We start from the raw sequence: 14,901 nt of genomic DNA on the forward strand, positions 1-14,901 counted from the left end.
GCCCTGCCCTACGCCGCCACGTCAGCGACGACGGGCTCGGAGGCCTCCGCCAGGAAGCCGGAGCGGATCGCGCCAGCCACATAGCCTTGGCACCAGCTCTTGTCCGAGGGACGCGCCTTGGCGTTCGAGAAGGTGGTCGCGCCCATCAGACCGATCAGCTCGCCACGGGCGACAGTGCCGCGCTCTGCGACGAGCGCGACGATCGCCGCGACCACCGTGCCCGGATTCGGCGCTATGTCGCCAACGCGAACGAGTTGAGCGTTCACCTCGCGCCCACGACCGCGATAGCCCGACGCCTTGCGACGCGCGGACAGCGCTTGGAACGCGGCCTCGTCCTGCGCGGACCATGTTGGCGACGCTACGACGATAGGCGCCGCCTCGGCAGCGATTGGAGCGGCTGGAGCGGGCTCCGAGCCCGACGTGGGCTCCTTTATATCGGCGTGCGCGGCCAGCTCGACCACGGACGCCTCGCCATCGTCGCCCGCGCCTGCGGCCGGGAAGCTGTCCTCCAGCGCCCCGCCCTCTGGCGACGCCCCCGTCTCGGCCTTCTCCAGCGCCTTGCGCTGCAACAGCTTGGCGCTGGCGCCGGTCCGGGTGGAGAGGGTTTTGCGCTCGGCGGCGCCCGTCGTCTTGCTCATAGTCTTTGCTCCAAGAAAGTCTCGTTCTGGGAGCCTTTCGATGCCCGGAGAGCAGAGAATGGCAAGTGACGGCGGACGTTATTTTTGGTAGTTTTCCGCCATTTTTGGCCCTCCCGGCATGGTACCTTGCCGGGGCATACCCGCCGGACTCCCCCGCGCCCTCGGTTACCGGGATCGGAAATTCTCGAAGAAATTTTTTCGATTTTCGAGTCACAAACTCAAGCTGGCGATGGTCCTTGAATAGGCGCTGACGGCTAGTCTTTCCTGCAAAAGTCTCGTTTGGAGGCAACTCGATTGCATCCTCGCAGACGCTGGCGAGTGATCGAAACGCCTATTTTGGCAGATTTTCGCTATTTTTTGCACGGTCCCGGGCGGAGGTTTCTCCACCGGGGGAGCCGGCGGCCTCAGCCACTGCGATCGAGGATTTTTCGATTTTTTTCGAATTTGCGAGGCCGACGACTGGCAGAGTCGCTGCCGCCTTCTCTTCGGCTTCGATCAGCAGCCTCAGTTCGGTTAAGGGGATTTGCACGATCTTCTCCGATCCGCGCTCCGACGTCAGCTTTATGTCGAAAAAGCCAAGCGGGTTGCGGGCCGCTTGAGCGATAAACGCGTTGATCTCTTCCTGCGGAAAATCCATCGCCACGTATTCCGTGTATGTGCAGGTATAATTGGAGATCACCGGATTTGGCACAGACCCGCACTCTCGCCCGGAGCCCTTTTGCAGGTAGACCTCACGCTCGACCAGCGCTCCGCCAATAATAAGATTCGCTTTCGTAAACCGCTCTGACCCGGCGCTCAGATTGCTGGTCACCTCCACGTCACCTATGCTTGTCGCCGTCCGACTGTATTCCAGCGCCAGGACCAGAATGGTGAGCCGCTCGTTGGGCTTTGCCTTAAGCCGCTTCGTCTCGAACCAGCTCTTGTATTGCACAAAAGGCCCGGCATCACCCTCGGCTTCCTCGGAGCGTGCGCAGCCCACGGTGTTCGACTTTATGGCGTCGTCCAATGCCCCGAAGCCTTTTACCTCGATGCATTTGGCGTATCGGGCCTCCTTCAAGGGCTTTCGCTTCGCGAGCGCTGGCTGTTGCGCCAGCAATCCAAACGCCAGTACGGCTGTCGCTACAGCAAATTTGTAAGTCGGCATCGTTGTCGCCCCTATGTTCCTCTCGGGGCGACGGCCGAAGCCGGATGTTGGAAACCCGCTGAACCAACGAGCGCATGCGCCTTTACCGGCAAGCCGGCTGGACATGCGCGCATGCCACCCGGCCTCCGAAGATCGGTGACCGGCTGGTTCAGAAGGGGTTTCCACGCCCCGCCCCCGAGTGTCGCGGAGGCGGCATCTGTTTACGCGCGGCTTTGGGCGGGTGGCAAGTGATGGCAAACCGACAATGTTTTGCGGATCGGCGCCCCTCACGGAACGGTCAGGTTCTGCGGTCTGTTAGACGATTGATCGGAGCGAGATATGGCAAGGAAAGTATATAGCGAGCCCAGTAAGGTTGAGGCTCAAGCGGATGGGATCCACGTCGAGGGGCCTGATGCGGTCGAAGTAACGTTGACGCCACAAGCCGCACTGGAAACCGCCAAGCGGCTGGGTAATGCCGCCGTGGACATGCTCGTCGGCAATCCGGACAGTCCGCCGAAGGGCAACAACGAGCCCTGAGGACCAGCGTAGCGACGGCTGCGATCGGGGCAGCGAGCCTCGGCACTGCGCTCCCGCGTACGTTGCAACGTTAGCACCGACCCTCGAAACCCATTTATATTCGATACAAAACCAACCTCTCGCGTATAAATTCGAGGGACTGTTTTATTGTACGACCGTTGCAGTCCCGCCGGGAACACGCTTGATTACGGGGGATCGTTCCGCCATCCATTTCTGGAGAACGCCGATCGCGATCGCAAGCTGGCGGGCTTCCTTTGAACCGCCATTGTGAATGATGCCGATCACCCCGCCGTGCACTTCTGCGATGGGCCGCCGGACATCCCCTGAGCCAGTTCCTGACTTACCTCTACCATCTGGACGCTGCTCTTGACCCGGAGCGAGGTGACCGAACCGCCGCGCACGTTCATTTTCGCCCGGGCCGAAACCGGGATAGCCGAACGCCGTCACCGCAGCGCCGAGGGCATCGGCTGCGCGGCGGTTTTGAGCTCTAAGCATCTCCTAACACAAACGCCCTCAAACCTTCCCAAGGCATTCTCAGGAAAAATAGCGGCTGATCGCGGGAAGGTGATCCCCGTCGAACTGGATGAGTGAGTCCCCGTCGGGCATCAGCATCGCGGGCGTCTGAAAGCCACGAAACTCAGGATAAGTGGCGGTGAGCGCCCTGCTGATGTGGGTGATGCGCGTCAGGTTTATCGAATAAAGCTCATCGCTGTTTTTTAGAGCCTTGACACTCCCGCTTTTAACTACATTGGCCGGCGGGGCACCCCGATATCCTAACGCCATATACCGTTTGAAATACTCGAACGCAGCTGACTTATCGAGTTCAGCCTCCCAATAAAATTGGGCCACTTCGCCAGACTCCTCGGGTTTGAGCGTCACGGGTATGTAGCGTATCTCAAGATTGGCCACGGCACCGGGATGACGTTTCAAGAGTGCCTGAGAGTACGGGCAGCGGCTACTGCAAAGGACATAGATTGGCCGCCCATGGCCAACCGACGCCTTGGTGATCTTATCTATAACGCGCAGGGGATGCAGGGCCGTTTGACCGCTGATCACGCGCGCGCCGTTGTTTTGGCGAAAATGGCCTGCGGCTTGCGCGGCGGCAGGAATAACACGCCCCGCAACCAGCAATGCAGCAGATGTGGCAAGCATTTCTCTTCGGTTCATGATGAGATCCTTGCTTTGCTTAAAACTAAAGCTCGGGCGTTGCCCGTTGGTCGGCCTGACGGATCGTCTCGGCGTCACGGGCGGCCTTCATCGATTGCGCCTCCGCATTCGCGATCTCGTCCTGCTGCGCCCCATAGGTCGGATTGAACAGGAAGGAGGTGAAATCGCCCGCGAGACCCGCACCCACGTTGTTCGAGATGCTGAACGCAACCGTATCACCACAACCCGCCCGCACGGCCTCCTTGAGCACAAAGGAGTCGCTGTAGCTCAGCGTCCCTTGATTGATCGCTCGAAGGCATCGCGAATATGGGGGCACGTTAGGGACGAGCCGTTGCCCGTCTACGGATTTGAGGCTCACCGTTCCATCGAACGGGCCGTATTTGGCGGCCATATCCGCCGCGATCTTGTCTTTCAGCGGTGCATGCTCGGGGCGGTAGTAGACGACCCGCCATACGCCGACGACCTTCTCGTCATTCTTCGCACCCGACAGAAACACATCAATCGTTTCATAGGGTCGTCCGTCCTGCGGCTTGAATAGCATTTTAAGGCCGTAGGTTGAGCCGTTAAGCGCGACATAGGGATTCTTGTTCTCGTTGTTATTTGCGGTGAACTGCGCCTCGGGATAGCGGCAAGCCAGCCCGCCCACCGCGTCCGGCAACGATCCACCCAAGGCCACACCGAGTATATCGGGGCGGCCATTGGTGTTCGGTTGAACAGGACAGGCGACCCCGAACGCATCGGTGATGCTCTTGCCCGTCCACAAATCTCCCGGCCCGATCCGGTTGGCGTCGATGGTGGCGGGTGATGCAGGGCGCGCTGCTGGAGAAGCGGCGGCGTTGCTCGCCGATGCGCCTTGTGTGCTATTATCTGGGGAAGTTTCATTCTCGGAAGACCCGCAGCCGGACAATGCAGTCAGGCAGAGAAGTGCCGTCACGGCCGCGTGAACGCGGTAGCTCATAATTATTCCCCTTTACCTTCAGCCCACCAAATGTGAGCCGCCCCAGCCGAACGACGCTGATAAATGGAATTAGCGACGAATGGAATCTGAATTCCAGCGATCGTTGCGAGCACCTCCGCGTGGGTCCGATGAGCAAGGCCACCCCAATCAGCCCAAGGATACGGGCGGCGTTATAAGCCTTATCCGCAAGCATGATGGTGTGCGGCCAAGTTGGTCGAGCAGGTTGTCCGCGGCCGTGGTGCGTCTGTCCTAAGGATACGCGGCACCGACCGCTCGCACCTCACTCGATCAAATCCAGGACGGTCGCGCCTTTCGCTTCCAACTCCGCAGCGATCTGCGCTTTACTCTTCGATTGCAACATATTGCATACTGAGCAGCGCCAAGTGATCGTCTGCAGGAGCTTGAAATTGAAAATCTGCTGACCGTCGCAATCAGGCGTACCGCAAGGAAGCCTGAGCGTGTTCTTGAGTGAGGGATGCACCATCTCCGCTACATAGCGAACCGACAACGCAAGCGCCATCGCTCGCGCACTGAGCAGCATCTGCGACCGGCCTCGGGTTGCAGGGGGCAAGCCGCGTACGCTGCAACGTTATAACCGGGTGTCGAAACCCATTGTATATTCGACACCCATCATGGCTCTCGCGGTATAAATTCGAGGGGGTGTTTTAACGTACCAACGTTGCAGGGGACCGCGACCTTCCCTCGCGCGGTTTTCCACCCGGCTTCAAATTGCACCTTCGCTCGACAGGATTTGCAAAATGGTTGGCAGAGCGGGCCGCCCGCAATAAGATTAGATCGCGTCGGACGACGACTATGGACGGAGCCGGCTTGGAATCTAGCTCCGGTGCCCCCCTTCGTCGTCGACCGACGCGACCTGCCTGCGCGCTATGGACCTGCGCAGGCCTGCCAAAACCCGAACGGGTTCGGGCAATGCGCACATTGTAGAACAATGGTTCCCCGTCGCAAGATAGGCCAGCGCGAAGAGATAGCGGAGCGCGAAGATTGGCCGTTTCCAACCATTGGTCTCGCAGTATCGTCGCGCTGCTTGGCGCCGAGGATCTACGATCGGCGCCTAATCCGCGATCATCGTCAGCCGCGCCATAAACCGAACGCCCTTGGCGTCACGCGAGCTGCCCTGCGCCAAGCAGACGCCGTCCTTCACAACGCCCTCCAACTGCACGCGCAGGTCGTTGTAGCCTAGCGCGGTCACCACGCCGGGCACGTGCCGATGCTGGGTGGTCAGCAGGTCTGCAGAAAACATGTCGCCCTGCTGCTTGTAGCTGCCCACGTAGGCCATGCCGCTGTCGCCGCCGCGCAGGCGGCCCTCGCGCAGGTCGAGGACGCCGTAGTCAGTGCCGTGGGGCGTCTCGAAGGCGATTTTGTATAGTCCGTTGGGTAGGGGCATGGTGGCGGCCTCCGAAGAATAATGACGGCTTCGATAGCAGCCAAATGAAAAGCGGACCAACCCTCCCGGCTTGCGCAGTCACGAGGGACGCCAACCGATGCAGATTAAGCGCATACACTATTGTGATCGGGCTCCAAGCGCGTCAAAACGTGACGCGCGTTCGACAGGAGGGGAAATTTGGCTGACTTAGAAATTGTCCATATATCGGACCTGCACTGGGCCTCGTCTCAGTCACAAAACCTCAAGGTAGTGGTAGAACCGCTGATAAACGACCTTGCGGATACCAAGCAAAAGTCCCTTATCAATCCTGACCTCGTAGTCTTCACTGGAGATTTTGTAAATTCAGGTGAAGACAAATGTGAGTTTAATGCTGCCTATGAAGAGTTCATGGTGCCGGCGATAAATGCCCTCGGCTTGAATAAGAATTGCGTTTTCCTTTGCCCTGGCAATCACGACATTTCCAGAAAATCCGTCCGCGATGCGGAATTCATTGACCGTGGCCTACGTTCGTCTTTATCTTCCGTCGATTCCACAAATAACTTTCTTGATAGACTGAAGAATCAGAATCTTGCCGACCTAATGGCTGTCGAACGAACGGATAATTATTATTCATTTGTCGACAGCGTTATTCCAGACCCTATTTATTCCGGTCCACTTCTGCGGTGCTACCAACGAAATGTTCGCGGTATTCAGGTTGGCATAGCATCCTTTGATACCGCATGGCGCGCCACAGGCGAAGCGGATGACGTTGATAAAAACTACTTGCTCCTAGGAGAGCGAAACGTCGATGATGCCATTGAATCTCTAAAGGCCGCCGACCTACGCCTAGGTCTGATGCACCACCCGCTTGAATGGCTTGCCGAGTTTGACGAATTAGCCGTATCAAGCCGTCTATCTGCACACTTTGATGCACTCTTTTGCGGACACATGCACCGAGCCAATCCCCAAACTCGCACTTCTGCGCAAGGCACCGCAATTTTTAGCCAGACAGGAAGCGCATACGCAAGCCGCCGATGGTTTAACGGCTATCAGACATTAAAAATCAACCTTGCCGAAGCGGAGTGCGAGTTCCTCATTCGGACATATTACGACACCCCGAGGCGAGAATTTGACAAGGCTACCAATATCCACAATGACGGATACGTCAAACTACCGTTCGTACCGCAAAAAAAAAGCACATCTGATGCAGTCGTAGAATCATTTCTGCGTGCGACCAGGCCAATCATTCGAATTCGAGCATCAGATCATTTCAATATGCTTGATGATGTCGCATTTTCTAAACTCGATGCGAAAGAAGCTTTTGTAGTACCACCTTTGTCAAAACGCATTGTTGAAACCAATTCGCAGGGCGCGTCCACCCCAGCGGAAAATTATATAGACCTTAGCGTCGATGAAATATTGCGAGACCATCGGTCCTATTTGCTATCTGGAGGAAGAGAGGTAGGAAAAACGAGTCTGCTGCACTATTTATCTGTGTTAAGCGCGGAAGGAATTATTGATCGCCCCCGTATACCGGTTGTTTTGAATGTTGAATATATGAAGACTGGCCTATACGAACTTAAACGCGCCATTCATTCGTATTTCGGATCATCGCCCAAGGGTTTCGACCTTGATAGAGAAATTGATGCAGGCTCGTTCATATTCCTCTGTGACAATTATATCAACGACACTGTCGGCTCGGCAGCGCTTGAATCTCATATCAAGACATACCCAGGAAACCGCTGGATTGTAATCAGCAGGCCTAGATTGGGCAGCATCACGGGAGACGTGGATGATGCACCCTTTTTGTCTGATTTCGTGAAGGTACACATTCGCGCGCTTCCCAGAAAGTCAATTCGAGCACTCAGCAACCGCTGGTCAGCTGCGATTGGCTCTGACAATCAAGACGTGTTTGATGTTGTAATGAAGCAACTGAAAGCTGACGGCCTGCCTCGGACAGGCTACATGGTCATGTTAATTTTATGGGCCATGCAGCAAGAAAAAGAGCTGGACCGCGTTAACGAAGCAATGCTTCTGAGCAATGTAGTGGATTATCTACTGGGAAAAGCTGATTTTACGCAGTCAAGAAGAGGAAATCTCGATCCGCGCGCAAAGGAGATTACTCTTGAGTATCTCGCTGAGTATATCTCTGACTGCTCTGGCTACGCACCAATAAACGACGTCACTACGTTTCTTTCAAACTTATTTCAGTCTAAACGGCTTCCCTTTGTCTCGACAGACGTCCTTCCAGAGCTTGTCAAATGTGGAATTCTCGAGCGTCGAGACGATATTATAAGCTTTAAGTATAAATGCTTTGAAGAGTATTTTTACGCGCTTAGAATGAAATCAGAGCCGTCTCTCCTAGAAGATTCTTTAAAAAGAGGGAATTACCCGCTCCGCGAACGAGAAATTGAGATCCTAGCCGGACTTCGCCGTCAGAATGCGGACCTAATAACTGCAATTAGCAGCGACATGGAATCGCGCAGACCTGCCTCTATATCAAACATCTCTCGCGCCGATTTACTTGCTATGAGTAACAGCTCGATGGGATTTTCTCTCTCTACCGAGCAACTCTCCGACCTTCGCAGAAAAAGACTTACTACGGAGCAGGTCGACGATCTCCTCGACGCAGCTGACAGGCGAGCAATTAAGAAGCAAGAGGAAGATTTGGAAAGGGAAAATAATAGGCATCTCGGTGACAAGGATTCTGTTAATCATCTCGTATTGCTCCCTGAGGAGCCCGACGAGATGAGTGTTGGCGAGTATATTGTTGCTTCCGAACTGCTTGCTCGTGTCGTCAAAAATTCTGATTTTACGGATTTCGAACATAAGGAACCGGCCGCGAGGCTTGTTCTACAGACCTTCGTAAAAATATGCGCCCACTTTAAGCAGGAAATTGAGAAGATTCTGAAAGAGCAGGGCGAGAGAGAGGAGACAAAACACGGACTCAAGCCCGAAGAAATGGAAATATTGGTCTACATTATAACTAATTTATTAACTAGAATAGTCGCCGATCGAATGGCAGAGCAACTGTCTGCTCCGAATATATCTCCGCTCATAGCCGAGATTTGCGACGATCGAGAAACTACTCCTATAGAGCGCATGTTTTTGGTCTTCCTACTGCAATCCTTGCGGTCTGAAAATTGGGAAGTTCAATGGGGGGATCTACTTAAGGACTCGGGAAAGAGCGGTTTTATTATGGAGAATTCGATCGGAAAAATGAGAGCAATTGTGAACTCTCAGTTCCTAAACGACCTCGAATACAGAAAGCTTCACAAGGTAATCGACGCGGCAGAGGAAGTGCTTGGCTGGACCCCAGCTCAACGAGACTATGTGATCGAGGATCTTAAAAAGGTAGCGCTTCAGGCCGAACTCAGAGACAGCGCGTGAAGGGGCGCCTAACTCCGTCGTCAACAACGGCCAGCGATTCTGGCGACCTGCGAGTCGATCAAAATAAGGTCTCTAGGGTTTTAGGAGATTGCCACCACCCTACGATTCGCAAGCTGCCAATCGATACCCTCGAAGCACCCGAGAGCTCTCGCCCTCGCGCCGCTCCCTTCAAGACCACTTAACCTGCTGTTTTTTCTGGGTTTTCTGGAGCGGGTAGCGGGGATCGAACCCGCATCACAAGCTTGGAAGGCTAGTGCTCTACCATTGAGCTATACCCGCACTCCGAGGATGGCGCACTGCCATTCCGTGCGCGGACAGTCAACCGCCCAACAGTCCGCCGAGGCAGTTCAGCGACGCGGATCACCCGCGCTGCCGAGCGGCGCATCGGCCGGGGGATAGAGCGACCAGGGTCCGGCCGCCGAACGATCCTCTGGTGCCAGCCGGCCGCGTTCGTTGGCGGCGGCGATCAGCCGGTCGAGCAGGCGCTGGCCGAACAGCCAGGCCCCCAAGCCGGAATCGGCGTTGATATGGCCGAGTTCGCCGACATCGACGAAATGGCTGCCCCAGAATTTCGCCATATTGTGCGCGCGATCGATCGAGCAATAGTCGTCGTTGCGGCTGGCGACGACGATCGACGGGAATGGCAGGCTCACCTTGGGCGCCGGCCCGAAACCGCCGATCGGCCGGCTCAACCCGTCGCGATCGCAATCGGGCGGGGCGACGAGCAGCGCGCCGGCGACCGGCCAGCCATAGGGTTGCCCCTCCAGCGCCGCCCACCATGCCACCGCCAGGCAGCCCAGGCTATGCGCGACGAGCACGATCGGAGCCGGCGCCGCCTTGATCGCATGATCGAGCTTGGTGACCCAGGGATTGCGGCGCGGCGCCGACCACATGCCGAGATCGACGCGGTCGCAATCGCCGCGCGTCGCTTCCCAGATGCTCTGCCAATGCGCGGGCTCCGAGCCGTTGAGGCCCGGAACGGTCAGGACAAGGGGCGTGCTGCCCCGGCCGGCGAAGTCATGGTCGACCATATGCGTCTCCACCCGAATCGAACGGCACGAAGGCACCGTCCCACACCGGAGACTTAATTCAACCAATCAAGTTGACAAGAGGCCTTCCGCCCAGTCGTTGTCCAATCGCGGCAAGCGGATCAGGCGAGCGGCACCGGATCCGCCAGGGTGATGCCGTCGAGCACATGCGCCGTCTCGTCGCGCACGCGCAGCATCAGCTGGCGCAGCCGGCAATGGCTTTCCTCCAGGCAATTCTTGCATTTCTCGTGCGCGTAACGGCTGGCGCACGGCACCAGCGCCAGCGATCCGCGCGTCAGGCGGACGATATCGCCATAGCTGACGTCTAGGGGCGCCAGCGCCAGCCAATAGCCGCCATCCTTGCCGCGCTGCGTGGCGACCAGGCCGGCGCGGCTCATCTCCGACAGGATGACGGTAAGGAACTTGGCGGGGATGTTCTGCGCGGTCGCGATCTCGGTCAACTGGATCGGACCTTCGCCATAATGGTCCGCAAGGTGCTGAAGCGCGCGGATTGTGTACCGGGTCCGTTGAGAAAGCATGGCTTTTCTTGGACCCGCGCCCCGCGCTTTGCAACCGCCTTGCGAACCGATCGGCGATGGACCCGACTATCATCACCGGATAATCAATGCGGATGACCGAAACGCTCCCCCATATCATCGGCGGACAGGCGGTTTCCGCCGACGCGCCGCTCACCAGCATCAATCCGTCGGACACCGACGATATCGTCGCCCGCTTCCCTGCCGGCGGCGCGGCGGAGGTCGATGCGGCGGTGGCGGCAGCGCGCGCTGCGCAGCCCGGCTGGGCGCACGCCTCTCCCGAGGTCCGCTCCGACCTGCTCGACCGGATCGGCGCGACGATCATGGCGCGCGCGACCGAACTGGGCGAATTGCTGTCGCGCGAGGAAGGCAAGACCCGCGCCGAAGGGCTGGGCGAGGTGCTGCGCGCCGCGCGCATCTTCAAATATTTCGCGGGCGAGGCGCTGCGCCGCCACGGCCATACGCTGGAATCGACGCGCCCCGGCGTCGACGCCGCGACCCATCGCGAGGCGGTGGGCGTGTGCGGGCTGATCACCCCCTGGAACTTCCCGATCGCGATTCCCGCCTGGAAGGCGGCGCCCGCGCTCGCCTTCGGCAATACGGTGGTGCTCAAGCCCGCGAACGTCACGCCCGCGACAGCCCATGCGCTGGCCGCGATCATCCAGGAATGCGGTGCCCCGCCGGGCGTGTTCAACCTGGTGCTCGGGCGCGGCGATGTCGGCCAGGCGATCGTCGATCATGCGGATGTCGATCTGATCTCCTTCACCGGATCGCAGGGCGTCGGCGCGAAGGTGGCGGCGGGCGCGGTGGCGCGCCAGGCGCGCGTCCAGCTCGAAATGGGCGGCAAGAACCCGCTGGTGGTGCTCGCCGACGCCGATCTCGACCGCGCGGTCTCCGTCGCGCTCGATGGCGGCTTCTTCCAGACCGGCCAGCGCTGCACCGCGTCGTCGCGCGTGATCGTCGAGGATGCGATCCATGACCGCTTCGTCGCGGCGCTCGCCGAGCGCGCGGCGGCGCTCAAGGTCGGCGCGGCGCTCGATCCCGAAACGCAGGTCGGCCCTGCGGCGAGCGAAAGCCAGTTCGAGCAGAATCTGCGCTATGTCGGCATCGCCACGGGCGAGGGCGGCAGGCTCGTCACCGGCGGAGAACCGCTGACCCTGGAGCGGCCGGGCTATTACATGGCGCCGACCTTGATCGCGGACACCGATCCGGACATGCGGATCAACAATGAGGAAGTGTTCGGACCCGTCGTTTCGACGGTGCGCGCCAGGGATTACGAGGACGCGCTGGCGCTCGCCAATCGCGGCAGCTTCGGCCTGTCCTCGGGCATCGTCACCACCTCGCTCAAACATGCGCGGCATTTCCGCCGCCATGTCCGCGCAGGGATGGTGATGATCAACCTGCCGACCGCGGGGGTCGATTATCACCTGCCCTTCGGCGGCACGCGCAAGTCGAGCTACGGCCCGCGCGAACAGGGTTTCGCGGCGGTCGAATTCTATACGAGCATCAAGACCGTCTACACCGCCGACTGATCGATGCTCTCCAGCAGATCGTCGATCGACGCGTCGAAATGCGTGTCCATCGCGGCGCGCGCGGCGGCGGGGTCGCGATCGGCGATCGCCTGCGCCAGCACACGATGGTGGACGAGCATCTTGCGGCGCAGTTCGGGGGTGTCGCGCGTTCGCCAGGCGGCGGGCACCGCCATCGTCATCATCGGGCCGAAGGAGCGGACGATCTGGAGGAACAGCGCATTGTGGCTGGCGCCGGCGATCGCCTCGTGCAGCGCGATGTCGTGGCGCGTGACCTGATCGGAATCGTCGCCCGCCGCCACCATCGCATCGGCCAGTGCGATGATCCGCGCGGCTTCCTCATCGGTGCGCTCGGTCGCGGCGAGCACCGCGATCCTGACTTCGAGCGTGCGGCGCACATCCCAGATATCGGTGATCGAGATCTGCGAGGTGGCGACGCCGTGATCGAGCGAGGCGGCCATCACCGATCCGTCGAGCGCGCCGACGCGCGCGCGCCGGCCATTGGCGACATCGATCAGCTTAAGCGCGGCGAGCGCGCCGAACGCCTCGCGCATCACCGCCCGGCTCACGCCCAGCGCCTCGGCGAAGAAGCCCTCGCCTGGCAGCGTGTCGCCCACCTTCAGATCATTGTCCTTGATATGGTCGCGTACCGCCTGCACCGCCTGGTGCACCAGCGATCGGCCATCGGATGCGCCGCCGCTCATGCCGCCACCCCGCAGGCGCGATATTGCGTGGGGGCGACGCCGAAGCGGCGCGCGAAGGCGCGGGTGAAGCTGGCATTGTTCAGATAGCCGCAGCGATAGCCGATCGACGAAACAGGCAGATCGGTCGCCATCAGCATCCGCCGCGCCTCCCCCAGCCGCTGTTCGGCCAGCGCGTCGGCGACGGTGCTGTCGAACATCTCGCGGAAGCCGCGCGTCAGCTTGGTGCGGTTGAGCCCGCAGGCGCGTGCGATGCCGTCCAGCGTCAGCTTTTCGGACCAATGCTCGTCGATCAGGCGCCGCGCCGCCATGATGCGCTGGCTGTCCGCCTGGGAGAGCTGCCCCTCGCCGATCATCGGCACGAGTTCTCCGGGCCGCTCGACGAGCAGGCCGAAGGTCTCGCACAGCAGTTCGATGCTCTTGGCCAGGCGATAGGTGTCGCGCATCGCGATCGGCAGTGCGCAATCGCGCAGCGCCAGCGCGATCGTGCGGATCGGCGCGGGCATGTGATAGGCGCCGCCATCGCCGGCGGGCAGCCGGCCGAAAATGCGGCGACAGGCAGCCGGGCAAACGATCAGGATCAGCCGCGCGGCGGCATCGGCATCGAGCGCGCGCCGGTCCGGCCGCGCATGATAGCGAAAGGTGGGCGCTGCACCGGGACCGCCAAATGCGTAGTCGATCGCGATCGCGCCGGCCGGCCAGGCACGGTCGCCGACGCTGCCCGCGCCGACCAGGGCGATCATCTCGTGCGAAACCTCGACGCGCTCCATCATGCCGTCCACTTCACCCTCTCCGTCGTGGAACATGATTGCCGTCTAAACCTATCAGACAGGTCTGGCAAGAGCTATCAGATAGGTTCCCTCATCCAGTCATGGCGAGAAAACGCGCCAGCGCGGCGCGGCTATCGCGCCGCGCAGCTTCGGACACCGCCGCGCCAGGCATCAGATCGAACCCGTGGAACGCACCCGGATAGACGTGCAGTTCGGTCGGCACGCCCACGCGCATCAGCCGGCGGGCATAATCGATATCCTCCTCGACGAAGAGATCGAGCGCGCCGGTGCTGATGAAGGTCGGCGGCAACCCGGCAAGATCGGTCGCGCGCGCCGGCGCCGCATAGGGGGAAACCCCGCCCGTCCCCGGTTCATGGCCGAGCAGCGCGGACCATCCGAAGCGGTTGTTGTGCGCGGGCCAGATGAATTCGCCGGCATAGGGGTGCGGATCGGCATGCACGCAGGTGCGATCGTCGAGCATCGGATAGATGAGATGCTGGAACGCCAGGCGATGCTCGCCCCGATCGCGCGCCAGCAACGCCAGCGCGGCGGCCAGGCCGCCGCCCGCGCTTTCGCCCATCACGCCCAGCCGCGCGGGATCGATGCCGAGATCGCCGGCATGCGCGATCGTCCAGCCCAGCCCGGCATAGCAATCCTCGATCGCGCCGGGGAACACGGTCTCGGGCGCCAGCCGGTAATCGACCGAGACGATCGCGCAGCCGAGCGCGGCGGCGAGCGGCCGATGGACATATTCGATCTGCTTCGCCGCGCCCGCCACATAACCGCCGCCATGGATATGGTAGATGCACGGCAACGCCGCCGCCGTATCGATGGGCCGGTAGACATGCAGCATCACATCCGGCGCGCCGGCGGGGCCTGGCACGGGAATCCGCTCCAGCGTCGTCGTACTTTCGTCGATCTGCGGCAGCGGCAATTTGCGCGTCCGCATCGCCGGCAGCGTCTCATCGCTCAGCATGACCATCGGAAACAGATCGAGCAGCGGCTTGAGCGCGGGATCGACGAGATGCTGGCTGTTCATCGGGTGCTCCAATCGGACCGGATCATGTCCGATGATGCGATAGCCGATCAGGACGCATCCGTCAGACCCTATCCCTCCAGAGCCGTGATTTCGAGGCAGGT

The 14,901-nt window shown here is 60.0% G+C and carries 13 protein-coding genes and 1 tRNA gene; 2 read left to right on the forward strand and 12 right to left on the reverse strand.

Annotation, left to right across the window (positions count from 1 at the left end; genetic code table 11):
* Positions 1–8: 8 nt before the first annotated feature.
* From K7G82_RS16235 to K7G82_RS16260, 6 genes are all read right to left on the reverse strand, one after another.
* On the reverse strand, positions 9–638 hold the full coding sequence (locus K7G82_RS16235; protein ID WP_222990967.1) for a hypothetical protein: 630 nt from the start codon (positions 636–638) through the stop codon (positions 9–11).
* A 331-nt stretch (positions 639–969) separates the two neighbouring features.
* Positions 970–1,782: a hypothetical protein gene (locus tag K7G82_RS16240; protein WP_222990968.1), complete on the reverse strand. Its 813-nt coding sequence runs from the start codon at positions 1,780–1,782 to the stop codon at positions 970–972.
* Positions 1,783–2,832: 1,050 nt separating this feature from the next.
* Positions 2,833–3,465, reverse strand: a complete 633-nt coding sequence (locus K7G82_RS16245) for a thioredoxin domain-containing protein (protein WP_222990969.1) — start codon at positions 3,463–3,465, stop codon at positions 2,833–2,835.
* A 25-nt stretch (positions 3,466–3,490) separates the two neighbouring features.
* Positions 3,491–4,423, reverse strand: a complete 933-nt coding sequence (locus K7G82_RS16250; protein ID WP_222990970.1) for a hypothetical protein — start codon at positions 4,421–4,423, stop codon at positions 3,491–3,493.
* Between the two features lie 280 nt (positions 4,424–4,703).
* Positions 4,704–4,964, reverse strand: coding sequence for a hypothetical protein (locus K7G82_RS16255; RefSeq protein WP_222990971.1), 261 nt, complete (start codon positions 4,962–4,964; stop codon positions 4,704–4,706).
* Positions 4,965–5,495: 531 nt separating this feature from the next.
* A complete protein-coding gene (locus tag K7G82_RS16260; RefSeq protein ID WP_222990972.1) occupies positions 5,496–5,828 on the reverse strand; it encodes a GrlR family regulatory protein in 333 nt (110 codons plus the stop codon).
* Between the two features lie 177 nt (positions 5,829–6,005).
* On the opposite strand from K7G82_RS16260, the gene K7G82_RS16265 reads away from it, so the two are divergent.
* Positions 6,006–9,197, forward strand: coding sequence for a metallophosphoesterase family protein (locus K7G82_RS16265; RefSeq protein ID WP_222990973.1), 3,192 nt, complete (start codon positions 6,006–6,008; stop codon positions 9,195–9,197).
* Between the two features lie 205 nt (positions 9,198–9,402).
* On the opposite strand, the gene K7G82_RS16270 is transcribed toward K7G82_RS16265, so the two are convergent.
* From K7G82_RS16270 to K7G82_RS16280, 3 genes are all read right to left on the reverse strand, one after another.
* A tRNA-Gly gene (locus K7G82_RS16270) sits at positions 9,403–9,476 on the reverse strand.
* A 68-nt stretch (positions 9,477–9,544) separates the two neighbouring features.
* Positions 9,545–10,228 carry an RBBP9/YdeN family alpha/beta hydrolase gene (locus K7G82_RS16275; protein ID WP_222990974.1) on the reverse strand — a complete coding sequence of 228 codons (684 nt, stop codon included), beginning with the start codon at positions 10,226–10,228 and terminating at the stop codon, positions 9,545–9,547.
* 119 nt (positions 10,229–10,347) lie between these two features.
* Entirely contained in the window at positions 10,348–10,764 is a 417-nt protein-coding gene (locus tag K7G82_RS16280; RefSeq protein WP_222990975.1) for an RrF2 family transcriptional regulator, read from the reverse strand.
* Between the two features lie 92 nt (positions 10,765–10,856).
* Between K7G82_RS16280 and K7G82_RS16285 the strand changes: the two genes are divergently transcribed.
* The gene (locus K7G82_RS16285; RefSeq protein ID WP_222990976.1) at positions 10,857–12,293 is read left to right on the forward strand and encodes an aldehyde dehydrogenase family protein; all 1,437 of its coding nucleotides are present in this window, start codon (positions 10,857–10,859) and stop codon (positions 12,291–12,293) included.
* On the opposite strand, the gene K7G82_RS16290 is transcribed toward K7G82_RS16285, so the two are convergent.
* Genes K7G82_RS16290 through K7G82_RS16300 form a run of 3 tightly spaced genes read right to left on the reverse strand, consistent with a single transcriptional unit; the run spans position 12,278 to position 14,800 of the window.
* Entirely contained in the window at positions 12,278–12,994 is a 717-nt protein-coding gene (locus K7G82_RS16290) for a FadR/GntR family transcriptional regulator (protein ID WP_222990977.1), read from the reverse strand. The genes K7G82_RS16285 and K7G82_RS16290 overlap by 16 nt on opposite strands.
* The gene (locus tag K7G82_RS16295; RefSeq protein ID WP_246623624.1) at positions 12,991–13,797 is read right to left on the reverse strand and encodes an AraC family transcriptional regulator; all 807 of its coding nucleotides are present in this window, start codon (positions 13,795–13,797) and stop codon (positions 12,991–12,993) included. The genes K7G82_RS16290 and K7G82_RS16295 overlap by 4 nt, the downstream gene beginning before the upstream one ends.
* A gap of 55 nt (positions 13,798–13,852) precedes the next feature.
* Positions 13,853–14,800, reverse strand: a complete 948-nt coding sequence (locus tag K7G82_RS16300; protein WP_222990978.1) for an alpha/beta hydrolase — start codon at positions 14,798–14,800, stop codon at positions 13,853–13,855.
* Positions 14,801–14,901 lie beyond the last annotated feature (101 nt).

It is taken from the genome of Sphingomonas colocasiae, assembly GCF_019880585.1.
Lineage (GTDB): Bacteria > Pseudomonadota > Alphaproteobacteria > Sphingomonadales > Sphingomonadaceae > Sphingobium_A > Sphingobium_A colocasiae.